The organism is Novosphingobium humi, from assembly GCF_028607105.1.
GTDB lineage: Bacteria > Pseudomonadota > Alphaproteobacteria > Sphingomonadales > Sphingomonadaceae > Novosphingobium > Novosphingobium humi.
The window spans coordinates 2019944-2043368 of sequence record NZ_CP117417.1; the positions used below are offsets into that span (position 1 = coordinate 2019944).

The 23425-nt window shown below is 64.3% G+C and carries 19 protein-coding genes; 10 read left to right on the forward strand and 9 right to left on the reverse strand.

Going from position 1 to position 23425, the window contains the following annotated elements:
* Positions 1 to 8: 8 nt before the first annotated feature.
* Complete coding sequence (locus PQ457_RS09500; RefSeq protein ID WP_273616637.1) at positions 9 to 1199, reverse strand: MFS transporter; 1191 nt, start codon at positions 1197 to 1199, stop codon at positions 9 to 11.
* Between the two features lie 95 nt (positions 1200 to 1294).
* Here PQ457_RS09500 and PQ457_RS09505 point away from each other — a divergent pair, with 95 nt between their 5' ends.
* Entirely contained in the window at positions 1295 to 2071 is a 777-nt protein-coding gene (locus PQ457_RS09505) for an AraC family transcriptional regulator (RefSeq protein WP_273616638.1), read from the forward strand.
* Between the two features lie 3 nt (positions 2072 to 2074).
* Here the strand turns inward: PQ457_RS09505 and hmpA are convergent, their stop codons facing one another.
* The gene (gene hmpA, locus PQ457_RS09510; RefSeq protein ID WP_273616639.1) at positions 2075 to 3241 is read right to left on the reverse strand and encodes an NO-inducible flavohemoprotein; all 1167 of its coding nucleotides are present in this window, start codon (positions 3239 to 3241) and stop codon (positions 2075 to 2077) included.
* 19 nt (positions 3242 to 3260) lie between these two features.
* The gene (locus PQ457_RS09515) at positions 3261 to 3686 is read right to left on the reverse strand and encodes a group III truncated hemoglobin (RefSeq protein ID WP_273616640.1); all 426 of its coding nucleotides are present in this window, start codon (positions 3684 to 3686) and stop codon (positions 3261 to 3263) included.
* 88 nt (positions 3687 to 3774) lie between these two features.
* Here PQ457_RS09515 and PQ457_RS09520 point away from each other — a divergent pair, with 88 nt between their 5' ends.
* The 4 genes from PQ457_RS09520 (at position 3775) to copD (ending at position 6996) form a co-directional block, all read left to right on the forward strand.
* Positions 3775 to 4200, forward strand: coding sequence for an RrF2 family transcriptional regulator (locus PQ457_RS09520; protein ID WP_273616641.1), 426 nt, complete (start codon positions 3775 to 3777; stop codon positions 4198 to 4200).
* A gap of 214 nt (positions 4201 to 4414) precedes the next feature.
* Positions 4415 to 5410 (forward strand): aromatic ring-hydroxylating oxygenase subunit alpha, encoded by a 996-nt coding sequence (locus PQ457_RS09525; RefSeq protein WP_273616642.1) that lies wholly within the window; start codon positions 4415 to 4417, stop codon positions 5408 to 5410.
* A gap of 294 nt (positions 5411 to 5704) precedes the next feature.
* The gene (gene copC / locus PQ457_RS09530; RefSeq protein ID WP_273616643.1) at positions 5705 to 6094 is read left to right on the forward strand and encodes a copper homeostasis periplasmic binding protein CopC; all 390 of its coding nucleotides are present in this window, start codon (positions 5705 to 5707) and stop codon (positions 6092 to 6094) included.
* The gene (gene copD, locus PQ457_RS09535) at positions 6094 to 6996 is read left to right on the forward strand and encodes a copper homeostasis membrane protein CopD (protein ID WP_273616644.1); all 903 of its coding nucleotides are present in this window, start codon (positions 6094 to 6096) and stop codon (positions 6994 to 6996) included. Before copC ends, copD begins: the two co-directional genes overlap by 1 nt.
* 36 nt (positions 6997 to 7032) lie before the next feature.
* Here copD and PQ457_RS09540 read toward each other — a convergent pair whose 3' ends face one another.
* Positions 7033 to 9240: a xanthine dehydrogenase family protein molybdopterin-binding subunit gene (locus tag PQ457_RS09540; RefSeq protein ID WP_273616645.1), complete on the reverse strand. Its 2208-nt coding sequence runs from the start codon at positions 9238 to 9240 to the stop codon at positions 7033 to 7035.
* Positions 9237 to 9698, reverse strand: a complete 462-nt coding sequence (locus tag PQ457_RS09545) for a (2Fe-2S)-binding protein (RefSeq protein ID WP_273616646.1) — start codon at positions 9696 to 9698, stop codon at positions 9237 to 9239. Before PQ457_RS09545 ends, PQ457_RS09540 begins: the two co-directional genes overlap by 4 nt.
* 193 nt (positions 9699 to 9891) lie before the next feature.
* On the opposite strand from PQ457_RS09545, the gene PQ457_RS09550 reads away from it, so the two are divergent.
* Complete coding sequence (locus PQ457_RS09550) at positions 9892 to 10737, forward strand: aldose 1-epimerase (RefSeq protein ID WP_273616647.1); 846 nt, start codon at positions 9892 to 9894, stop codon at positions 10735 to 10737.
* Here the strand turns inward: PQ457_RS09550 and PQ457_RS09555 are convergent.
* The 3 genes from PQ457_RS09555 to PQ457_RS09565 all read right to left on the reverse strand — a co-directional run bounded on the left by PQ457_RS09555 (position 10728) and on the right by PQ457_RS09565 (position 16217).
* Complete coding sequence (locus PQ457_RS09555) at positions 10728 to 12104, reverse strand: putative 2OG-Fe(II) oxygenase (RefSeq protein ID WP_273616648.1); 1377 nt, start codon at positions 12102 to 12104, stop codon at positions 10728 to 10730. The two genes, PQ457_RS09550 and PQ457_RS09555, sit on opposite strands and share 10 nt — an antisense overlap.
* Positions 12101 to 13615 (reverse strand): tryptophan halogenase family protein, encoded by a 1515-nt coding sequence (locus PQ457_RS09560; RefSeq protein WP_273619294.1) that lies wholly within the window; start codon positions 13613 to 13615, stop codon positions 12101 to 12103. Before PQ457_RS09560 ends, PQ457_RS09555 begins: the two co-directional genes overlap by 4 nt.
* A gap of 109 nt (positions 13616 to 13724) precedes the next feature.
* Positions 13725 to 16217, reverse strand: coding sequence for a TonB-dependent receptor (locus tag PQ457_RS09565; protein WP_273616649.1), 2493 nt, complete (start codon positions 16215 to 16217; stop codon positions 13725 to 13727).
* Positions 16218 to 16673: 456 nt separating this feature from the next.
* Here PQ457_RS09565 and PQ457_RS09570 point away from each other — a divergent pair, with 456 nt between their 5' ends.
* The 4 genes from PQ457_RS09570 to PQ457_RS09585 all read left to right on the forward strand — a co-directional run bounded on the left by PQ457_RS09570 (position 16674) and on the right by PQ457_RS09585 (position 22268).
* Positions 16674 to 18101, forward strand: coding sequence for an MFS transporter (locus tag PQ457_RS09570; RefSeq protein WP_273616650.1), 1428 nt, complete (start codon positions 16674 to 16676; stop codon positions 18099 to 18101).
* Positions 18091 to 20157 carry an alpha-galactosidase gene (locus tag PQ457_RS09575; protein WP_273616651.1) on the forward strand — a complete coding sequence of 689 codons (2067 nt, stop codon included), beginning with the start codon at positions 18091 to 18093 and terminating at the stop codon, positions 20155 to 20157. Before PQ457_RS09570 ends, PQ457_RS09575 begins: the two co-directional genes overlap by 11 nt.
* Positions 20158 to 20227: 70 nt before the next feature.
* On the forward strand, positions 20228 to 21403 hold the full coding sequence (locus tag PQ457_RS09580) for a glycoside hydrolase family 68 protein (protein WP_420540933.1): 1176 nt from the start codon (positions 20228 to 20230) through the stop codon (positions 21401 to 21403).
* A gap of 1 nt (position 21404) precedes the next feature.
* Positions 21405 to 22268: an ROK family protein gene (locus PQ457_RS09585; protein ID WP_273616653.1), complete on the forward strand. Its 864-nt coding sequence runs from the start codon at positions 21405 to 21407 to the stop codon at positions 22266 to 22268.
* A 1-nt stretch (position 22269) separates the two neighbouring features.
* Here PQ457_RS09585 and PQ457_RS09590 read toward each other — a convergent pair whose 3' ends face one another.
* Positions 22270 to 23271, reverse strand: coding sequence for a LacI family DNA-binding transcriptional regulator (locus PQ457_RS09590; protein WP_273616654.1), 1002 nt, complete (start codon positions 23269 to 23271; stop codon positions 22270 to 22272).
* Positions 23272 to 23425: the final 154 nt, after the last annotated feature.

Here is a 23425-nt window from a genome sequence, read left to right on the forward strand (position 1 = left end):
CCCGGCCCTTATCGCCGGGGATTGGGCAGAAACACCGCCAACAGGCCAATGGCGGGCAGGAAGGCGCAGATCGCATAGACCGTCTCGATCCCCGCACGGTCGGCCACCTCGCCAAGGACGGCCGCGCCCAACCCGCCCATGCCAAAGGAAAAACCAAAGAAAAGGCCGGAGATCATGCCGATCTTGCCCGGCACCAGATCCTGAGCAAATACGACGATGGCGGGAAAGGCCGAGGCCAGGATCAGGCCGATGGCCACCGTCAGCGGCCCGCTCCAAAACAGGCTGGCATGGGGCAGAAGCAACGTGAAGGGCAGCGCCCCAAGGATCGAAAACCAGATCACATATTTGCGCCCGAACCGATCACCCAACGGCCCGCCCGCGATCGTGCCCACGGCCACCGCGCCCAAAAAGGCGAACAGGTGAAGCTGGGCCACCTCGACCGAGACGCCGAAACGGTGGATCAGGTAAAAGGTGAAATAGCTCGTCAGGCTGGCCAGATAGACATATTTGGAAAAGATCAGCGCCAGCAGCACCGCAATCCCGCCCAGCACCCGCCCGCGCGGCAAGGGATCGGCCGATTTGCGCGCGCTATTGCCGGCCGAAAGCCGCGCCAGACCATGATGGCGATACCATTGCCCGACATTCCACAGGATCGCGCAGGACAGCAGCGCCAGCAAGGCAAAGGCCGCCAGACTGGTCTGGCCCCAGCGCACGACGACAATCGCGGCGGCCAGCGGCCCGAGCGCAGACCCCGCGTTGCCGCCCACCTGAAACATCGACTGGGCAAACCCGTGCCTCTGGCCCGCCGCCATGCGCGCCACGCGCGAGCTTTCGGGATGGAACACCGACGAACCCATCCCCAGCAGCGACGCGCCCACCAGCAGCAGCCCGTAACTGTGCGCGACCGACAGCACCACCAGCCCGGCCAGCGTGAACAGCGTGCCCCCCGGCAGCGCCAGCGGCGTGGGCCGTTTGTCGGCATAAAGACCGATCAGCGGCTGAAGGATCGAGGCGGTGATCTGATAGGCCAGCGTGATGAGCCCGATCTGGGCAAAGGACAAGCCAAGCTCTGCCTTCAGATTGGGATAGATCGCGGGCAGCAGCGATTGCAGCATGTCATTGATGAGATGGCAGGCGCTGATCGCGGCGATGATGCCGTAGGCGGTTGTTTGGGGTGAAGTGGACCGGGGCGCGTGCATGCTTGATTTCCAATTGTGTTGCCCGCGCGCTATAGCGCCTCGCGCCTTGGCCCGCATTCCTGTATGGGTCTTTCCTTTTCGCGATTGGGACAGGCATGCCTTGGAATAATCCCGAAGCGGTGGACCATATCGACCGGCCCATCATCGGCGTGGGGAATGAATATCCGCCCGCCTTCGAACTGGACTGGCATCAGCATCGGCGCGGGCAATTGCTCTATGCGGCGCGGGGCGTGGTGGTGCTTTCCACGCCGCAGGGCGCATGGGTGGCCCCGCCAGAGCGCGCGGTGTGGACGCCGGGTGGATGCCCCCATGCCGTGCGCATGGTCGGCGCGGTCAGCACACGCAGCGTTCTGGTCGAACCGGGGGTGCAAGGCTCGCTGGGCGCGGAAACCAAGGTCATTCAGGTCTCGCCCCTCTTGCGCAGCCTGCTGGAGGCGGCCTGCGAGATTGCGCCCGAATATGACCGCGAGGGGCGCGACGGCAAGCTGATGGCGCTGTTGCTGGCCGAACTGGCGCTGGCGCCCACGGTGCCGCTGGCGGTGCCCTTTCCACAGACCCCGGCATTGGCGGCCAAGTGTCAGGCCTTTCTGGAACAACCCACCCCGCGCGACAGCATCGACCAGTGGAGCGCGGATCTGGGCATGGGGCGGCGCGCCTTCACCCGCGCCTTTCGCCGGGAAACGGGGCTGAGCTTTGGCGAGTGGCGGCAACAGGCCTGCGTGCTGATCGCCCTGCCCCGTCTGGCGCAGGGCGAGGCCGTGACGGGTATCGCCTTCGATTTGGGCTATGACAGCGCGGCGGCCTTTACCACCATGTTCAAACGCCGCCTTGGCGTCCCGCCCAGCCGCTATCTGCCGGGCGGGACCCTATAGGGATCAATCGAGCGCTTCGGCCGGGCCAAAGAATTCGAAATGGCGGCGGGTTTCGGGCAGGCCGATCTGCGCCAGCGTACGGTTTACAAAGCCCATGAAAGGCTTGGGGCCGAGGAAATAGGCATCGGCCTCGACCGGCACCCATGCCTGCAATTGCTCGACCGAAGGGCGGCCCGAGGGGCCATCTTCATGCCCGCCCTGTTCATAGACGATATGCGCGGTAAAGCGCGGATAGTTGCGCGCCCAGCCGTCGATCACATCGCCAAAGGCATGGACATCGCCATTGCGGGCATAGTGAATGAAGGTCACGTCGCGCTTGCCTTCTTCCAGCGCGGCCTGCGCCATGGCCAGCGTGGGCGTCACGCCGATGCCGCCCGAGATCAGCGCCAGCGGAGCCTCGCCCGAGGCCAGCACGAATTCGCCCGCCGGGGGGAACACGTCCAACACATCGCCCTGCCCCACATGGTCATGCAGATGGTTCGAGGCCACACCGCCCGGTTCGCGCTTGACACTAATGCGCAGGGTGCGGCCATCGGCCTTTTGCGAGAGCGAATAGTTGCGGCGCAATTCCTGCCCGTCGATGGTCAGGCGCAGGCCCAGATATTGCCCCGGCTGAAAATCGACCACCGCGCCGCCATCGACGGGTTCGAGATAGAAGGAGACGATCTCGGCGCTCTCCACCTGCTTGCGCGTCACGCGGAATTGCCGCGCCCCGCGCCACCCGCCCGGAGCGGCGGCCAGACGGTCATATTCGGCGCCTTCGGCCCCGATCAGGATGTTGGCCAATTGCCAATAAGCCGCGCCCCATGCCTCGATCACCGCGTCGGTGGCGATCTCCTCGCCCAGCACTTCGCGGATCGCGCGCAGCAGGCAGGTGCCGACGATGGGGTAATGTTCGGGCAGGATCTGAAGCGCGACATGCTTTTGAATGATCTGGGCCGGAAGCGCGCCCAGCGCCCCCAGATTGTCGATATGCCGGGCATATTGCAGCACCGCATTGGCCAGCGCGCGCGGCTGGGTGCCATGAGCCTGATGCGCCTGATTGAACAGCGGGCGCACCTCGTCATATTCGGACAGCATGATGCGGTAGAAATGGGTGGTCAGCGCCTCGCCGCCGGTTTCCAGCAGTGGAACGGTGGCCTTGATGATGGCGGTCTGTTCGGGGGTCATGGTGGCTCCTTTGGGGGTTTCAGGCAGCGTTTTGAGAACGGGGCAGACGGAAGAAGAGCGCCAGTTGCAGGCTCTCGGCGATGCGGCGCGCCTTGACCTGCACGGCCAGCGCGTCCTGCGGGCTCAGGCATTGGCGTGCGGTATCCTCCCAGAGCGTCAGCCAGCGGGCGAACATGGCGGGGTCCATCGCCGCGCGGTGGCGCATATGGGCGGCCACAGGATTGCCGTGATAGGCCCCGCTGCCCAGCATCACCGAGGACCAGAACTGCGCCATACGGCCAAGATGCGCGGGCCAGTCAGCCGGAGCGATCGCCCCGTTGAACACCGCGCCCAACTCCGGATCGACGCGCACGCGGGCGTAAAAAGCATCGACCAGACCGGCCAGTGCGGCATCGTCCAGCGCGGGCGTGGGAACCGGATCGGGGCGGTTTTCGGGGGAGGTCATGGAACGACTCCAAATCATGCATCTTGGATGCTATATATGAGGACGAAATATATCATGCAAGTGAAATGCATCTTTAGGATGAACCCCTATGCGCCTGACCCGCTTCTCTGATTACGCTGTGCGCGTGATGCTCTATCTGGCCACGCATCCCGATCGCCTGTGCTCGATCGGCGAAGTGGCAAAGGCCTATGACATCTCGCAAAATCACCTGATGAAGGTAGTCAGCGACCTGGCCGCACATGGCTATGTTCAGGCGCTGCGCGGGCGCAACGGGGGGCTGCGGCTGGCCCGCCCGGCGGCGGAAATCAACATCGGACGCCTGATCCGCCATACCGAGGGGGAGATCGATCTGGTCGGCTGCGGCACCTGCAAACTGGCGGGAGCATGCCAGTTGCCCGGTCCGCTCGATCTGGCGCTCGACGCGTTTTTTGCCGTGCTGGAGCGCTATACGCTGGCCGATGTGATGGGGCCGCAGGGCGCGAAACTGCTGGAGCGCCTTGCGATCCACGAATGAAACTTGACTCGAATCGCCGTTCCAATTTATCCTGTTCACGCCCGTTTTGCGGGCACAGCCTGGTGACCGGCCCTGCCGGTCTGGGAAGGCGCCCATGGCGTCATGCTGCAGGCCCCACAGCTTGAGGCGGGAAAGTCCCGCGCGTGGGTGCGGGCATGCAGCGATCAAAGACAACAGGCATGGCCCGCTCCCTCGATAAGAGAGGAGAGAGAAAATGGCCGCAGAGCCTTATGTCCGCAATGCATGGTATATGGCCGCATGGGCCGCCGAGGTGCCTGCCGATGGCTTCCTCGCGCGCACGCTGCTGGACGAACCATGGCTGATCCTGCAATCGAGCGACGGCGCCTGGGTGATGATGGCCGACCGCTGCCCTCACCGCTTTGTGCCGCTCAGCCGGGGGCGGCGCGTGGGCGATGCTGTGGCCTGCGGCTATCATGGGCTGACCTATGGCATGGATGGCGCCTGCGTCTTCAACCCCTTTGGCAAGACGCTGCCGCCCGAGGCGCGCGTGGCGACCCGCCCGCTGGTCGAGCGCCACGGCGGTCTATGGTTCTGGCCCGGCGATGCCGAGCGCGCCGATCCCGATGCGATCCCCGATTTCTCCTTCATCAATGACGCCCGCGATGCGCGCGACCATTTGCTGATGGATGTGAATTACGAGCTGATCGCGGACAATCTGCTCGACCTCAGCCATGCCGAATTCCTGCATACCGAGACATTCGGGGTGAATGGCGCGCTGTTCGAATTTGGCGAACAGACGGTTGAAAGCGACGATACCGGCGCGGTGTGGAACAAGTGGGACATGAACGGATCGCGCCCGCCCGAATGGGCCGTGCCGATGGTGGGCGACGCGCGGGTCGATCAATGGCTGCATATGCGCTGGCACGCTCCGGCCTCGCTGGCGCTGATGATCGGCGTGGTGCAATCGGAGACGCGCGCGCCGGTGGTGCCGCCCATGGCCAACCCGCATATCCTGACCCCCAAGAGCGCGCGCGAAACGCATTACTTCTTCACCCGCGACCATGGCGAAGAAGCCGCGCAAATGGCGCGCCGGGTCTTTCTGGAAGAGGATGAACCGATGATCCGCGCCCAGCAGGAAGCCATGGGGGATCAGGATTTCTGGGCGCTGCGCCCGGTCATCCTGCCCTCGGACGCCGCCGCGATCCGGGCGCGCCGCCGGTTGATGCAGATGCGGCGCGAGGAAGCCTGATCCGCAAGGCGCGCGCCGCCTGTCGCCTCAGGCCGCGCGCCCCTGCACCCCCAATCGCCGGCGCCGAACACCAAGGCCGGTTCAGGCAGCGCCAGATGCAGCCCTTGCCGGATCGCGGCCGGGCCCAAGGCGGGCGTGCATGCGATGCCAAGGAAGGATGCCAAAGCGGCGCTGCGAAACGGCATAGTGTTGCGCGGCAAAGCCCGGAATTGCCCTTTCACTCCGGCGCGCGATGATCGTATGACAGGATCGGGCAAAAGCCTTTGCCAGTTCCTATTCGGGGAGTTCGATCCGATGCGCCATATTCTCGCCTCCACTCTGGCCGCCTGCGTTGCGGTTGCCGGTTTTGCCGCGCCCGCGCTGGCCCATCCCAAGATCGTTTCCGCCAACCCGGCCGAAGGTTCGACCGCCGCCGCCAAGGTGACGCAGATCTCGATCACCTTCAACGAGCCGCTGATGGCCGCAATGTCGGGCATGGATGTGGTGATGACCGGCATGCCCGGCATGACCAATCACGAACCGATGAAGATGACCGGCGTCAAGACCGCCCTTGCCGCCGACAAGGTGACGCTGGTGGCCAAGCTGCCGCGCGCGCTGCCCGCCGGCACCTATGAGGCCAACTGGCATGTGGTTTCAACCGACACGCATCGCGTCGCGGGCAAGCTGAACTTCACCGTCAAGTGATGGGCGAAACGCTGGTCTGGCTGCGCTGGCTTCAGTTCATGGATCTGGGGCTGGTGTTCGGCGCTGCTCTGACGGCCCGCCTGCTGGGCCAGCGTGTCGCCTCGCCGTGGGGGCGGCGGGTACTGGGGCTGGGATGCGTTCTGGGGCTGGCGCTGGGGGCGGGCGAATTTGCCTTTATTCTGGCGCGTATGGCGGCCAGCACGGTTGCCGATCTCGACACCGAGATGGTCTCGACGATGCTGACCGATACGGCGCTGGGCTGGGCGGTGATCGCACGGGGGCTGTTTCTGACGCTGGCGCTGGGGGTGATCGCGGCGCGGCGGAATACGCCTCTGGCGGCGGTTGCGGCGCTGGGAGGGCTGGCAACGGCCTGTCTGGCGTGGGGCGGCCATGCCGCAGCCTCGATGGGTTTTGCCTCAGTGGTCCGGCTGGGCGGCGATATGGCACATTTGTGGGCGGGCCTGACATGGCTGGGGGCGCTGCTGCTGTTCACCGCGCTGGTGTGGAGCAGCGGGGCCGATGATCGCACGGCGCTGGCCCGGCTGGGGCGGCAATTGGGCGGATTTGCGCTGATCGGCACGGTGCTGGTGGGCGTGCTGGTGCTCAGCGGCCTTGGCAATCTGCTGTTTTTGGCCCCGCCGGGGCAATGGGGCGTGATGGCCGGATCGCCCTATGGCCGGCTGCTGCTGACCAAGCTGGGTCTGTTTGGCGCGATGTTCCTGCTGGCCGGGCATAACCGGTTCCATCTGGTGCCTGCTCTTGAGCAAGCGATTGATCCGCGCGCGCGCCACCGCGCGCTGGCTGCGTTGCGGCGCAGTGTTACGCTCGAAACGCTGCTGGCGCTGGGCGTGATCTGGTGCATCGCGGCGGCGGGCACGATGGACCCGATGGGCGCCGCATAAAAGAAGCGGCGGATTTTACCCCGCCGCCCCGTTCCATCACGCAAATCCGGCCAGCGGCATCTTGCGCAGGCGCTTGCCGATAAGGCGCGACACCGCATTGGCCACCGCAGGCGGCACAGCGGGCAGGCCCGGTTCGCCGATTCCGCCCATCGGCGCGCCGCTTTCGACAATCCGCACATGCACACGCGGCATCCGGTCGGGCGTCAGGATCGGATAGCCATCGAAATTGCGCGCCGCGCGCAGGCCGTCCTTATACACGGCCTCCTCGATCAGCACTTCGGACAGGCCCAGCGCCACGGCGGAATTGACCTGCGCCTCGATGATCGCGGGGTTGACGATGCTGCCCGGATCAATCGCCTGCCAGACATCGTGGACCTTGATCTGGCCGTCGGCGATGGAAACCTCGGCCATCGCGGCCGTCTCGCTGCCAAAGGGCGATGCCATGGCGATGCCGCGAGCACGCTTGCTGCCATCAGGCGCGGTGAAGGGTCCGGCCTTCCATCCGCCCGCCAGATCCACCACTGCTTTCAGCAGATTGGTCAGCCGCGCATCGCCCTCCAGCAATTTCAGGCGCAGCGCATAGGGGTCCTGCCCGCCCTTGTCGGCCAGTTCGTCGAGGAACGTCTCGTAAAAGAAATCGTTCATCGAATTGCCCACCGAACGCCAATAGGCCAGCGTGGTCGGGCTTTTGACGAAGACCTGCGCGATGCGCTTGGCGGGCAGCGCATATTTCTTGCCCGTCAAACCTTCCAAGGCCGCATCGTCCAGCTTGGGGCCGCGCTTGTCGGCAATGCCTTCGCTGGGGCCTTCGGTAACGCTGATCGCCTCGATGGCCACCGGCATGCCCTTGGCATCCAGCGCTCCGCGAAACCGCACCGCCGCCATCGGGCGCAGCGGATCGCGCAGGAATTCCTCCTCGCGCGTCCAGATCAGCTTGACCGGTCGCCCCACCCGCTTGGCCAGTTCCAGAGCCTGCGGCCAGGGCGTGCCGTGGGGATAGATGAAGTGGCGGCCAAAGAACCCGCCCAAGAGCGGCGAATGGATGGTGATCTTGTCCGCGCTCAGCCCCGATGCCTTGGCCACTTCGGCCAGGAACATTTCGGGAGCCTGATTGGGAAACCACATATCCAGCGTGCCATCGGCGTTAAACCGGGCCAGCGCCGAGGGCGGCTCAAGCTGGGCATGGTTGACGAACTGGCTGTGATAGGTGGCGGTCACCGTGCTGGCCGCCCCGGCAAAGGCGGCGGCTATGTCGCCTGCGGTTTCGGCAACCTCTTCCTTGCCCTGATAATTGGCCAGATATTGCGCGAAAGCCTCGGTCGAGAAATCGGCGGGCATCGGGCGATAAGTCTCGCCGGTTGCCTCGGCCCAATCGACCTGCGCTGCCTCCACCGCGCGGCGCGCGTGCCAGAAACGCTCGGCCACCACGGCCACCGCGCCGGGCAGGACGTGCACCGAATGCACGCCCTTCATCGCCTTGACCTCGGCCTCGTTGCGGATCTTGCCCACGCTCTGGCCCAGACGCGGCGCGTGCTGGACCGCCGCATGGAGCATCCCCTCGACTTTCATGTCGATCGAGAACTGCGCCTTGCCGGTGGACTTGGCGCGCACGTCCAGCCGCGCCTGACGCTTGCCAATCCAGCGGAAGTCCTTGGGGTCCTTCAAAGCCACATTGGCGGGCGCGGGCATATCGAGCGCGGCAGGCGCCAGCTCACCATAGGTCATCGCCTTGCCGCTGGCCTTGTGGATCACCCGGCCCGGCTCGGTGGTCAGTTCGCCCGCAGGCACGCCCATCTTCTGCGCGGCGGCCTGCACCAACATGGCCCGCGCCGTCGCGCCCAGCTTGCGCATCGTGGCATAGCTGGTGCGCACGGACATCGAACCGCCGGTGATCCGCATCTTGCCAAAGACGACCTGATAATCGGGGCCGGGAGGCGCATTTTCGACCGTAAAGCTGGCCGGATCGGCGTCCAGTTCCTCGCCCACGATCTGGGCCATGGCGGTCCATACGCCCTGCCCGCCCTCGGCAAAGGGGCTTTGGAACAGGATGGTGTTGTCGGGCCGGATCGCCAGAAAGGCCGGGACCCGCGTGCCGGGCACCACTTTGGCGGCCCCTTGCGCCCGCGCCGCGCCCATCGGCACGCCAAAGCCCAGCACCAGCGCGCCCACGCCGGCGCCCGCGATAAAGCTGCGCCGCGAGACATTGACCGGATCGTTCATCGAGGTTTGAAACGGCAGGTTCATGCCTTCTTCTCCAATCCGGCCACATCGCGCACCGCCGCCTTGATGGCGTTATAGGTGCCGCAGCGGCACAGGTTGACCATCGCGGCCTCGACATCGGCATCGCTGGGCTTGGCGTTCTGTTTCAGCAACGAAGTCGCCGCCATCACCTGACCAGACTGGCAATAGCCGCATTGGGGCACCTGGTGCTTGACCCATGCCTCCACGACCTTCGCGCCCACAGGGTCCTTTTCCATCGCCTCAATGGTGGTCACCTTGCGGCCAGCCACGGCCTCGACCGGCGTCACGCAGGAGCGCATCACCGAACCATCGACCAGCACCGAGCAGGCGCCGCATTGCGCCACGCCGCAACCATATTTGGTGCCCGTCATCCCCAGATCATCGCGCAGGACCCAGAGCAAGGGCGTGTCGCTCTCGGCATCGACTCGGCGTTTTTGGCCGTTGATGGTCAATTCGATCATGGTTTTCCCTGAAATTTCGGCAAATTAAGGGCCTTGGCGGGGGTGCTTGGCCCATTATCGCATGGCGAGACATTAACGGCTTGGCCCATAGCATTCATCATGAATGTCATTCAACAGCGACTGAGCAAAATTTGCCATTCCATCCGTTTGCACAAGTCTTCTCTTTTCCATCCATCCGGCTAGAAAGCGGGCCATGAACGATCAAACTCAGCTCCATCTCGCCAAGGGCGATGCCCTTTGCCGGATCGCCCCCGCGCTGGGCGGATCGATCATGGCGCTCGATTGCGGCGGGGTTGCGGTGCTGCGCCGGGCTGTGGGGGACAAGCCGATCGATATGGCGTGTTTTCCGCTGGTCCCTTTCGCCAACCGGATCGACCAAGGACGGATCACCCTGAACGGGACGGACCACGCCGTTGCGGTCTATAATCTGGGCGCGCCCCATGCGATCCACGGCGATGGCTGGCGCCGCCCGTGGACGGTCGAGGAGGCCGGCCCCGATCATGCCAGGCTGCGGCTGGACGGGTCGGCCGACTGGCCATGGCCCTATCGCGCATGGCAGAGTTTTACGCTGGAAGAGGACGGCCTGTGGGTCGAAATCACCATCGAGAACCGGCATGAAAGCGAAGCGATGCCCGCAGGCTTTGGCCTCCACCCCTATTTCCCGCGCAGCCCGCAAAGCACCGTGGCGGCCGAAGCCGGGGTGATGTGGTTCAACGATCCCACCGGCCTTGCCGTATGTCCGCAGGAATCGGGACTGTTTTCGGGCGCGCCGGTCGGGATCGAGGCGTTGGAGGGGCTGGACAATTTCTTTGTCGCGCCCAATCCGCGGATCGTGATCGGCGGGCCGGACATGACCGTCACCCTGTCGGGCCAAGGCGCGGGCTTTCACTTCTATTGCCCCGGCGACCATGATTATTTCTGCGTCGAACCGGTCAGCCACGCGCCCAACAGCTTTGGCCGGGGCGAATGGGGCGCGCAAGACATCCTGCCCGCCGGAGAGCGCCGCAGCCAGTGCTATCACTTTGCCTTTCAGGCTTGAGCGGGCACAATATCAAAAGCGATATTGAGGCGCTCCCCTGAGGTGGTCGGCACCGTGCCATGCCACAGGGTGGAAGGGAACAGCACCAGATGGCCTCGCCGGGGGGCGATCGTGGCATAGGGAGCAAGGCCCAGCCCCAGTTCGGGCGGCGGCGCGCCATAGTGGAAATGACCGGCGGGCGCGGGCGCGTCATCCTGTGGCAGGGCGACATAGAAGGCGCTGCTGATCCAGCCCATCGGGTGCGAATGGGGGATGTTGAAGCCCCCGCCCGTCAGCCGCACCGACCAACTGCCGCTGATGCGCAGATCATCGCGCGGGCGCGAAAGCAAGGGATGCGCCGGATCGGGCGCGGGCAAGGCGGCGACATAATCCGCCACCGCCGCCATCAGCGCGGCGCGGGCGCGTTGCAGGATCGGCTCATGGCGCAGCAGGACCGAACGGTCGGTCTGCGTGCCTCCGCGCACCGACTGTTCGGGATAGGGCAATTGCGCGATATGGAGCGCGCGCAGACATTCGCCCAGTTCGTCCAGTTCGGCATCGCTCAAGCCCACATCCATGCTGCGCACGAAATCGCCGTCGAGCCAGTTCCCTCGCGGATCATCGAGCAGCCGCCAGCAGGTCGAGACATAGGGCCATGCCTGCCCCGCCAGCGGTGATCCGGGCGCGGCCTGCGCCAGAGGCAGCGCGATGGACAGGGCGCGTGCCGGATCGCCCGCGCGCAAGGCAGCGCGGATGCGGGCAATCTGGATAAAGGGATCATCCCACGCCGAAGTCGCAGCCAAAAGGCGCACGGTTTCCGCCTCATCGCCGCTCTCATTGGCGATGAACAGGCGGGCTTGCGTCAACGGCTTGGTCCGGCCCAGATGGCTTTCGGCCTCGTCAAGAATGGCGCGGGCGCGGGGCCAGTCGCGATGCTGCGCCACGGTGGAAAACCAGCCCAGCCACAGGCCCTGCGCGCGCGGATGCGCCCGGGCGGCGGCGGCATAGGAGGCATCGAACCCCCGCACATCGCCCGCCACCCAGCGCAGCGAGGCCAGCACCCGATGCCCATCCAGCCATTGCGGATCTTGCCCCAGCGCGGCGGAGAGCAGATCGACCGCCCCGCCGACATCCCCCTCGCCGGCGCGCGCCATGGCCTGATTGCGCAGCGCATCGGGATTGTCGGGCCACAGGCGGCAGACCTGCGCGAACAGATCCGCCGCCGGATGACCCAATTCATAGCGCGACTGCGCGTGGAGAAAGGCGATCAGCCGATCATCGGGCGCCAGCGCATAGGCCCGTGCCATCGCCTCGTCGGCCTCGATCATCCGCTGCCCGGCGCGCAGTTCGCGGGCGGCGTCCCGCCACCGGATTGCCTCGGCGTTCACGCCGCCACGCAGTGCCGCGCCAGAACCGCATTATGCATCGGCACCCGCGCCGCCTCGGCCGCCATCGCGCCGCGCAATTTGGCCAGCCAGTCGCGCGCGTCAATCCCGCGATAGTCGATCAGCGGGTCGAGGCCCTCCGGGATGTTCCCCTGCCCCACATGCACCGCCAGCCACGAGGGGGGCGCAAACAGATCAAGCTCGCGCGCGATCAAACGGCCATGGCGGCGGAAATGCTCGATCTTCAGCGCCAGTGTGTCGGGAATATCCATGGCCGAAACATAGCGCCACAGCTCGCTGTCCTGCCGCTGGGTCAGCTTGTAATGCAGGATGATGAAATCGCGGATGCGCTCCATCTCGCCATGGGCGATGCGGTTGAACTCATCGCGCGTGGCCGGATCGAAATCCTTGTCGGGAAAGAGCGCGAGGATCTTGGAAATATTGGCCTGTATCAGGTGGATCGAGGTCGATTCCAGCGGTTCGAGGAAACCCGAAGACAGGCCCACCGCGATGACATTCTTGTTCCAATGCTGGCGGCGGCGCCCTGCGGTGAAACGCACATGGCGCGGATCGCCCAAAGCCTCGCCATCAAGGCGCTGGGCGAGCAGGGTGGCGGCGCGGTCATCCTCCATAAAGTCGCTGCAATAGACATAGCCGTTGCCGATGCGATGTTGCAGCGGGATGCGCCATTGCCAGCCCGCCTCGCGCGCGGTCGAGCGGGTGTATGGCGTGGGATTGGGGTCCGTCGCCGGATGGCCGCAGGGCATGGCCACCGCGCGATCACAGGGCAACCAGTGCGACCAGTCTTCATAACCGGTTTTCAGCGCTCCCTCGATCAGCAACCCGCGAAAGCCCGAACAGTCGATGAAGAGGTCAGCCTCGATAACGCGCCCATCCGCCATGGTCACATCGCGCACATAGCCGGTCTCGCCGTTCAGCCCGACATCGGCGATCTTGCCCTCGATCCGCGTGACGCCGCGCTTTTCGGCATAGGCGCGCAGGAAGCGGGCATAGAGGCCTGCATCGAAATGATAGGCATATTCAAAAGTGGAGAGCACGCTGCGCTGATCGGGCGAAGGGTGGGAAAAACGCCCGGCGCGCGCGATATGCCAGGCCATCGAATAATCATCGAGCGGGGTGTCATCCCCCTCCATCCGCGCTTTCAGCCAATATTGATGCAGCGGCACCATGTCGAAATTGCGGCCATGCGGGCCAAAGGGGTGGAAATAGCGGCTGTCCTCACGCCCCCAGCCGACAAATTCGATGCCCAGTTTGAAACTGCCCTTGGTGGCGGCCATGAACTCGCGCTCGTCGATGCCCAGCGTTTCGTTGAAGATGCGGATGGGCGGGATGGTCGCCTCGCCGACGCCGATGGTGCCGATCTCCTCGCTCTCGATCAGCGTGATCGCGCAATCTTGCCTGAGCGCGTTGGCCAGCATCGCGGCCGCCATCCAACCCGCAGAGCCGCCGCCCACCACCAGAATCTTGCGGATTTTCCGATCAGAATCGCCCATCATCCTCTCCTTGCGCCTCTTGTAGGCGAAAAAGAAGGCGGGCCGGAAGTGTTCCCTTCCGTGCCCGCCTCCCCGGTTCTCCTGCGGCGGCCTGTTATGGCCGGTCAGATCAGAACTTGTACTTCACCGAGGCGGTCATCGTCCGACCCAGCATGGCCGAATTGTCGAAGATCGCCTGATTGGCCGTCAGCCCGCCGGCGCCGCGCGCCTGAAGGCTGCCATTGTTGGCGCGATAGCCCAGCGTGTTGAACAGGTTGTTGACGTTGAAGCCCACTTCCACATTGTCCATCGGGCGAACCTTGACATAGCCATTGGCAAAGACCGAACCGGGCGCCGTGATCGTGCCGATCGAAAAATCGGACTGGCCCGAAACGCTGACACCAATCGCCGCCTTGCCCATGTCATAGCTGGGCGAGAACAGGAAGGTCCACTTGGGCATGGCCATCGGGGTCAGATTGGTCTTGGTGTCCTTGCTGTCGGTATAGACCACATAGCCGTTCATCGCGAAATCGCCGTAGCGGACATTGCCCGAAAGCTCGACGCCGCTGGAGTGATAGACCGTGTCGGTGAACGGGTTCTGCCCACGGCTGATGGCGGTGAAATCGTAGTTCGATTCCTTCACCTGAGCGCGGTAATAGGTCGCTTCCACGTGATAGCGGGCGCCGCCGATGCTGCCATTGTGCTTCACGCCCACTTCCTGCTGCGTCACGGTGTTGACCGAGAGGTGGTCGCCGCCCGCCGTCAGCTTGCCATCAGCGGTAAAGCTGTTGCCGCCATAGAGCATGCGGTCGGCATTGAAGCGGCCGCCGCTGCTGGCGCGGACGAAGACATTGGTGTTGTCGGTCAGCTTGTAGAGCGCGCCCAGCGACCAGCTGGAATAGCTCTTCGTATAGTTCAGCCGGTCCGCCGGGACCGAGGAAGTATTCCAGGTCGGCAGGGTGGCGCTGCCCAAAGCATCGGTAACCGTGATCGTGCCGGTCTGCGTGGTGCCATAGGACACGCCCTCAGCCTGAAGCATATCGCGGCGATAGGAGGCCGAGAGGTTCAGGCGGCCAATGTCGGCTTCGCCTTCGAGATAGAGCGCATCATCGGTGTAAGACACATCGTAGCTGCGCCCGCCGCAGCAGCCGCCCCACTGGTTGTTATAGCCCGTCACGCCATTGGCGGTAAGTTGGGCGCCCGCAGCGGTGTAAAGGTTAAGCGGAACCGGGTTGCCGTTGCTGTTCAGCGTCTGCGTCACATTGTTGATGCGCCAATCCATCGAGATGTTCTGGCGCATGTGGAACCAGCCCGCGCGGATATTGATCTTTGCCCCGCTCACGTCGAACTTGCTCTTGAGCGTCAGATCGCTGGCGAGACTGCCCACATCCTTCATGTTGACATAGGCCTGCGCGCTGTTGGACAGGAAGGCGCCGGTGTAGGTCTGGCCTGCCAGCGGCCCGGCGGCATATTTCACCGCACCGATCACGCGGGCATCCGATGTGCCGTTCACGCTGCCGATGGTCTGGCCCAGCATGCTGCTGGTGGCCATTTCGCCGGTCCACTGATTGCTGAACGTGCCGCTCATGTCGGTCCAGCGGATCTTTTCATCCAGCGTGAAGATGGACGAGAATTCATAATGGAACTCGCCGCCCAATGCCGTAGAGACCGGATGAATGCCCTGCATCTGGACATTCTGGAGCGAGCCATTGGCCGCCAGAACATTGAAGTTGCGGTTATAAATGCCGGTGGAAGCATATTGGCGCGCGTCCACGCCCGGCAATTGCGAGAAACCGGTGATCGTGTTGCCCGACAACGTGGCAAGCGCGGGCATCGAGGTAAAGGTCGGCTCCTGATCATCAAGGCGCTTGAAGTTCAGGCGGATATAGCCCTTGCCGTCGGCGATGTCCTTGGTGATGTTGCCCTTGATCTGATAGCCCTTGCTCGCGGTGTAGGGCAGATGGGTCGGCCCGTTGCCGTCCACCACATAGCCGCCAAGGTGATAGCGCACGGTGTCGCTGATCTTGCCGCCATAATCGAAATCGAGGCGGAATTCACGATAGTTGAGCGCGGTGGAAAGGCCGATTTCGCCGCCTTCCTTGGTGCCGGTCTTGGACACATAGTTGATGACCGCGCCCGGCGCCTGGCTGGAAAAGGTCGAGGCGCTGCCGCCGCGCACCGCTTCGACGCGATCCACATTGTTGTCAAAGCGGACCCAGTAGTCGTTGTTGCCGAACTGCATGTCGCCAAACAGCACAACCGGCAGGCCATCTTCCTGAAGGCCGACATATTCCGAACCGCCGGTGGAAACCGGAATGCCGCGCACGCCGATGTTGGCATTGCCGCCGGGGCCGGCGGTATCCTGCACGTTCAGGCCGGGAATGGCACGCAGCACTTCGGCCTGCGAACGCGGGGTGAAATTGGTGATCGCTTCCTGGCTGAGCTGCGAGACCGAGATCGAGCTGTTCTGCGCGGTCTTGCCTGCGCTGGAAGCGGTGACGACGATAGCCTGCGAGTCATCCGGCTTGTCGCCCGATGCCGCATCCGCCGCCATGACAGGGGCCGAAAGGCTAGCAAAACCCAGCGCCGCAAGCGACACGCATGACTTGAAAACCGATTTCATGATCAGATCCTCCCCCAAGAGGTATGGAACGCCCCCGGGTTATTCCGGGCAGCTCATAAAAAATGCCTCTAAACCTCAAAACAATCGGTTGCAATAGCTTTTGCAATCGAGTGCATTTGCAAATCCGAGTTTTCCTTTCCTGTGGCAAATCGGCTACACTGATCCCGGTCCTCATCCTTCCGGGATCGACTCTGCGCGCCATTTTTACACACTCACGCGCGCGCGTTAAAGTTACGACAAGGCAAGCTCCGGGTTATGCACTAACCCCTCCGGATCGGATCAGATTGCCTTCTCCGGAAATCCTCCACCCGCACCTCATGCCGCACTGGACAACGCGCGAATCGGAAAGCGCGACGAATCTATGCAAACGATTGTTGCACTTCCCCGTGACACAGGCTAAGCAAACAGGGCAAGAACGAGTCAGCCCCGCGAAGAGGGCGTCAGGAAAGGATGCCCATGGCCCACGCTGCCCCCGCCGATCTGGCCGCCACCCCGGCCCGCACAGATGCCCGAAAGCCGCATCTGTCGCTGCTGCGCATTGTTGAAATGAACCTTGGTTTTCTGGGTCTGCAATTCAGCTTTGGCCTGCAACAGGGCAATATGGTGCCGATCTATTCGTGGCTGGGCGCGGACGAGGCCAGTCTGCCGATCCTGCAACTGGCCGGGCCGATGACGGGCTTGCTGATCCAGCCCTTGGTCGGCGCGATGAGCGACCGGACCGACTCGCGCTTTGGCCGCCGCACGCCCTATTTCCTGATCGGCGCGATTCTGTGCAGCCTCGGCCTGCTTCTGATGCCGCATTCCTCCAGCCTGCTGATGGCGGCCAGCCTGCTGTGGCTGCTGGATGCTGGAAATAACACCACAATGGAGCCATATCGCGCCTATGTCTCGGACCGGCTGAACGCCGACCAGCACGAAATCGGCTTTCTCAGCCAGAGCGCCTTTACCGGCCTGGCGCAATGCATGGCCTTTCTCAGCCCCTCGATTCTGGTCTATTGGTTCGGGGTGGACCGCAATGCGGTGGATGCGCATAATATCCCCACGATCACGCATATTTCCTTCCTGATCGGTGCGGTCCTGTCGATCTGCACGATCCTTTGGTCGGTCCTGCGCGTGCCCGAATTGCCCACCACGCCCGACGAGCGCGAACGTATCGCGGCCAGCGAAAAGACCGCCGGGGCGGCCCTGCGCGAGATTGTTCAGGCGATTGTCGAAATGCCCCGCGCCATGCGGCAAATGGCATGGATGAGCCTGTTTCAATGGTACGGCTTCTCGATCTATTGGTCCTATGCCGCGCTTTCCATCGGCCGCTCGGCCTTTGGCACAGCGGACAAGAGCAGCGCCCTGTTCCGCGACGCTGTGCTGACGACCCAGCAATTGGGGGCCTTCTATAATCTGATCGGCTTTGCCGCAGCCTTTGCCATGGTGCCTCTGGCGCGGCGGTTTGGCGCATCGCGGATGCATATGGTGGCGCTGATGCTTTGCGCGCTCTCCTTGCTGATGCTGCCCGGCGTGGGTGCGGGATCGGCCCATGCGCCGGCCATTTTCACCACGCTGGCCATGCCCGAACTGGGCAGCCACCTTGCACTCATGATCCCGGCGTTGGGCCTCGGCCTTGGCTGGGCCAGCATCATGGGCAACCCCTATGTCATCCTCGCCCGCGCCATCCCTCCCGAAAGGACCGGGGTTTATATGGGCATTTTCAATATGATGATCGTGGTGCCCATGCTGATCAACGGGCTGACCTTCGGCTGGATCTATCGCCATGTGCTGAATGCCGATCCGCGCCATGCGATCAGTTTTGCCGCCCTTCTGCTGTTCTGCGCGGGCCTGACGATGATCCGCGTCCGTGACATTCCCGAGGACAATCGTCGTGCGGCCTGAATTCGTCACCCTGCATTCGCCCGCCTGCACAGCCATTTGGGAAATGCGGCCCGACGAGGCGCCGCTCTGGCGCTATTGGGGCCCGCGCCTGCCCGATGGGGTGATGCCCCCCGCCCCCCTGCGCGAGACGCGGCCCGAACCCAGCTTCTCGCTGCATTTCGACCAGCCGCTCTCGATTTTCCCCACCATGGGGCTGGGCTGGTTCGGACAAAGTGCGCTGATGGCCAGTCGCGCCGGGCAGGACTGGGCGCAGGCGATCACCGCAACGCGCGTGGAAAAGACCACCGATGGCGTGATCTTCCACATGGCCGATGACGTTGCGCGCATTGCCGCCACGATCACCGCGCGCCTCGATCCGGCCACCGATACGCTCACGCTCTCCACCACGCTGACCAACGCGGGCGAGGATGTGCTGGAGGTCGGTTTTCTGGCTTCGGGCAATCTGCCTTTGCCCGCCGATGCGGATCGCGTGCGCTCCTATGGCGGGCGGCATAACAGCGAATTTGTCGCCATCGACGATCTGCTCACCCGCAGCCAGTGGCGGCGCGAGAACCGGCGCGGCCTGACCAGTCACGACTGCTTTCCCGGCGCGATTGTGTCCTGCGCCGATGGCACGGCCTATGGCGCGCAACTGGCGTGGAGCGGCAATCACACCCAGACCATCGAATGGATCGACGATGGCCGCCGCCACTGGATCATGGGCGAAGCGCTGGCGCCGGGCGAAATGCGCCTTGCGTCGGGGGAAAGCGTGACCACCCCCGAAATCCTCGCCACCGCTTCGGCCGATGGGGCCAATGGTGTGTCATGGGCCTTTCACCGCGCGATCCGCAGCCGGATGACATGGCCCGATGGTGTGATGAAGCCGCGCCCGGTCCATCTCAACACATGGGAGGGCTTTTATTTCGACCATGATCTGGGCGCGCTCAAGGAACTGGCCGATGCCGCCGCGCGCGTGGGGATCGAGCGCTATGTGCTGGACGATGGCTGGTTCAAAGGGCGCGATGATGACACCTCCTCGCTGGGCGACTGGGTGGTCGATGCGCGCAAATATCCCGACGGGCTGATGCCGCTGGCGCGCCATGTGGTCGATCTGGGGATGGAATTCGGCCTGTGGGTCGAACCCGAAATGATCAACCCGGACAGCGATCTCTATCGCGCCCATCCTGACTGGGCGCTGCATATCGCAGGCCGTCCCTTGCTGGGCGCGCGCAACCAACTGGTGCTGGACATGAGCCTGCCGCAGGTGCGCGATTACCTGTTCGAGGCGGTGGCGGGGCATTTGCGCGAGCTTCCGATTTCCTATCTCAAATGGGACCACAACCGCGATCTGACCCATGCCGGAAACAGCGCGAAGTTCCGCGCCCAAGTGCTTGGAACCTATGAGCTGATGGCGCGCCTGCGCGCGGCCTTTCCCGATGTGGAGATCGAAAGCTGCGCGGGCGGCGGCGGGCGGATCGATGCGGGCGTGATCGCCCATACGCATCGCTTCTGGACCAGCGACTGCATCGACGCGATCAGCCGTGTTTCGATCCAGCGCGGCTTTCTGCAATTCATGCCGCCCGAAGTGATGGGCAGCCATGTCGGCGCATGCCCCGCCCATTCGACCGGACGGATGCAGTCGATGCCCTTTCGCGCAGGGGTCGCCCTGCCCGGCCATTTCGGGGTCGAACTTGACCTGCGCAAGCTGACCCAGGCCGAGAGCGACGATCTGGCCGCCACCATCGCGCGCTACAAGGCCCTGCGCGACCGCCTGCACCATGGTCGCGTGTGGCAGGGTGAGGCGGGCGACAGCGTGGTCTGGCAGGCGCATGGCGATGAGGAGCAACTGCTGCTGATCGTCACCCGCACCGCGCCGACCACCATGCGCCATCAACCGCATCTGCGCCTCGACATGGTCGATCCTGCGCGGCGCTATCGCCTGATGCGCGATGGCGCGGCACCGGTCGAGATGGACGGCGCATGGCTGGTCCGGATGGGTCTGCCCCTGCCCCCGATGAAGGGCGAGGAAGTGCTGATCCACGAATTAATCGCGCAGCAGGACGATCCGTGCGCATAAGAATGCAAACGATTGCCCATTCATCAATCATCACCTACAAGCCCGAAATGGCCAGATATACCGGGAGAGAATGACCGTGACGCAGCCCAGCGTTCCCCCCTCGATTTCCATGTGGCGCGCCGATCATATCCGCGCCATCGCCTCTTTGGCGCATAACACCATTCCGCTGATCGATCCGGCCGATGTCCACCCCATCCTGCCCGGCATCGACCTTTGGGATCTCTGGCCGCTGCAGAATGCCGATGGCACCACCGCTTTGTTCGACGGCGCCAGCCTGTGGTTCGTGCTCTGCGCCCCCGCCCTGCCCGATCCCGAGGCGCGCCATGACATCGTGCGCATCCGCCTGATGACCCATGCCGCCGACGGCACATGGCGCGACCATGGCCACGCCCTGCCCGACGGCTTCAACCCCGGCAGCCGCGAATGGGCGGGCAGCGCGCTTTGGCATCCCGAAACCGGAGAGGTCACGCTGTTCTACACGGTCGCGGGCTATCCGGACGAGGAAGCCCGCTCCTTTGCCCAGCGCCTGTTTCAGACCAAAGGAAAGCTCAACACCGATGATTTCACCATCACGGGATGGAGCGATCCGCATGAGAATATCATCGCGGATGATGTGAACTACACGCTGGTCAACCAGCGCGAGGGCGCGCCCGGCTTTATCAAGGGTTTCCGCGATCCGGCCCATTTCCGCGATCCCAAAACCGGCGAAACCTACATCGTCTTCACCGGCTCGCTCAAAGCCTCGACCCATGCCTTCAACGGTTGCATCGGCATCGCGCGCGCGCGCGACGAGGCCCTGACGCAATGGGACATCCTGCCCCCGATCCTGAGCGCGGACGGGCTGAACAATGAGCAGGAGCGCCCGCTGCTGATCCACCGCGGCAGGCACTATTACCTGTTCTGGTCCACCCAGCGTAAGGTCTTTGCCCCCGATGGTCCCTCCGGCCCCAATGGCGTCTATGGCGCGGTGGCCGATGATGTGCTGGGGCCGTGGCGCCCCTTGAACGGCACCGGCCTTGTCGCGGCCAATCCCGAAGAGGCCCCTTTCCAGACCTATAGCTGGTGGGTGGATGCCGCCCTCGATGTCTGGGGTTTCATCGACTATCCCGCCTGCACCGCGCAAACGAAGGCGGACGATCCGGCATGGCGGCGCGCCCATTTTGGCGGTACGCCTGCGCCCACGTTCCGCATCGGGCTGGACGGCGACCGGGCATGGGTCGATCAGGCTGGGGTAGAGGGGCAGTAAGATGGCGCAATATGGCCTGATCGAGGCGGGCGGCACCAAATTTGTGGCAGGGATTGCCGATGAGGAAGGCACGATCTTTGCCCGCCACCGCATCCCCACCACCACGCCCGAGGAAACGCTGGGCGCCACCATCGGCTGGTTTCGCGAGCAAGGCCTCAAGCCCGAGGCCATCGGCATCGCCAGCTTTGGCCCGCTCGACCTCAACCGCGCCTCGCCCACATGGGGCCATGTCACCCGCACGCCCAAGCCGCACTGGAGCGGGGCGGACCTGACCGGGCCGTTTGCGCGCGCCTTTGGCTGCCGTGTGGGGTTGGAAACGGACGTGAACGGCGCGGCTCTGGCCGAGGCGCGCTGGGGCGCGGGCAAGGCAGCCGGTTCGCTGCTTTATCTGACCATCGGCACGGGCGTTGGCGGCGGCTTTGTTTCCGATGGGCGGCTGCTGCATGGTCTGTCGCACCCGGAAATGGGGCATATCCGTATGCCCCGCCATCCTCAGGATGTGGATTTTGCCGGACATTGCCCGTTTCATGGCGATTGCCTTGAAGGGCTGGCCTGCGGCCCCGCCATCATCGCGCGCTGGGGCGTCTCGCTCTCCGAATTGCCCGAGGGCCATCCGGGCGCGGACATCATCGCATGGTATCTGGCGCAGGCCGCCGTCACGTTTCAGGCGATCATGGACCCGGCCCGCATCGTCATGGGCGGAGGGGTCACGGCCACGCCGGGCCTGCTGGACAAAGTCCGCACCATGGCCGCGCAAAGCGGCGCGGGCTATTTCGTGGGCAATCCGGCCGAGGTGATCGTGGCCCCCGCGCTGGGTGACAATTCGGGCCTCTTGGGCGCTTTGGCGGTGGCGCTGGGTATTTAACTCAGGCTGATGCGCGCAGGACCAGTTCCGGTTCCATCACCACGCTTTGCGTGTCCTCGCCCGCGATACGGCGCACGAGCATGTCCACCAGATGCTCGGCGCCGCGCACCAGATCCTGACAGATCGTGGAGAGCTGCGGCACGGTGTGCTCGCCGATGGTCAGCCCGTCATAGCCCATCACGCGCACATCATTCGGCGCCGACAGGCCCATCACCGCCATCGCCCGCAAGGTCTTGAGCGCGATCACATCCGAGGCGGCCACGATGCCGATCGGCTCATCGGCGGCCTGTCCCAGAAAACCGGCGATTTCCGGCCCGAATTCATCATCGGTCAGATGCGCGGGCTCAATATGCGGCTCGCCCATGCCCGCGCGGGCCAGAGCATCGCGCACGCCCTGCAGACGCTGCTCGATCTCGCGCGTTTTGGGATCACCGAAAAAGGCGATCTTGCGGCAACCCTGCGCGATCAGATGGCTGGCCGCCAGATCGCCGCCCTTGCGGTTGTCGCTACCCACGCTGCAATGCACCTGATCGGCATCATAGCCGCCCCAGACCACCAGCGGGCGGTAATCCTTGGCCACCGCGTCAATTGTGGCGGCCTGATCCGATTGCCCGATCACAATCAGCCCGTCGACCCGCCCCGATGTGGCGATCCGGTCCAACCACGCGCTGTCGGTGGGGATCACGCGGCTGAGCAGCAGGTCATAGCCGCGCTCGGTCAGCTTGTCGGCCAGCAGGCCCAGCATGGTGATGAAGAAAGGGTCGGTCAGATGCTGGGCTGTTTCATGCCCCAGCGGGATCAGCACGCCGATGGTGTTCGTGCGCTGAATCCGCAAATTGCGCGCCAGCAGGTTGGGGCGAAATCCATGCTCCTTGGCCAGCGCCTGAATCCGTTCGCGGGTCTTTTGGCTGATGAGCGTGGAGCCCGCCAGCGCGCGCGAAACGGTGCCTGTCGACACTCCGGCCAGATCGGCCAGTTCCTTGATATTGCGAATTCTGCTCATGCCTGAGGGGCGCTTTCTGGCGAAGGATCGGGTCTTCTCGGGCCACAGACAAACAATTGCAAGACTATTCTGACAGCCGCGCTTGTCCATATAATCCGATGGTCGGGCATGATCCGCCCTTGGCAGGTCTTGGCCGCGCGGGCCACTATCTCTA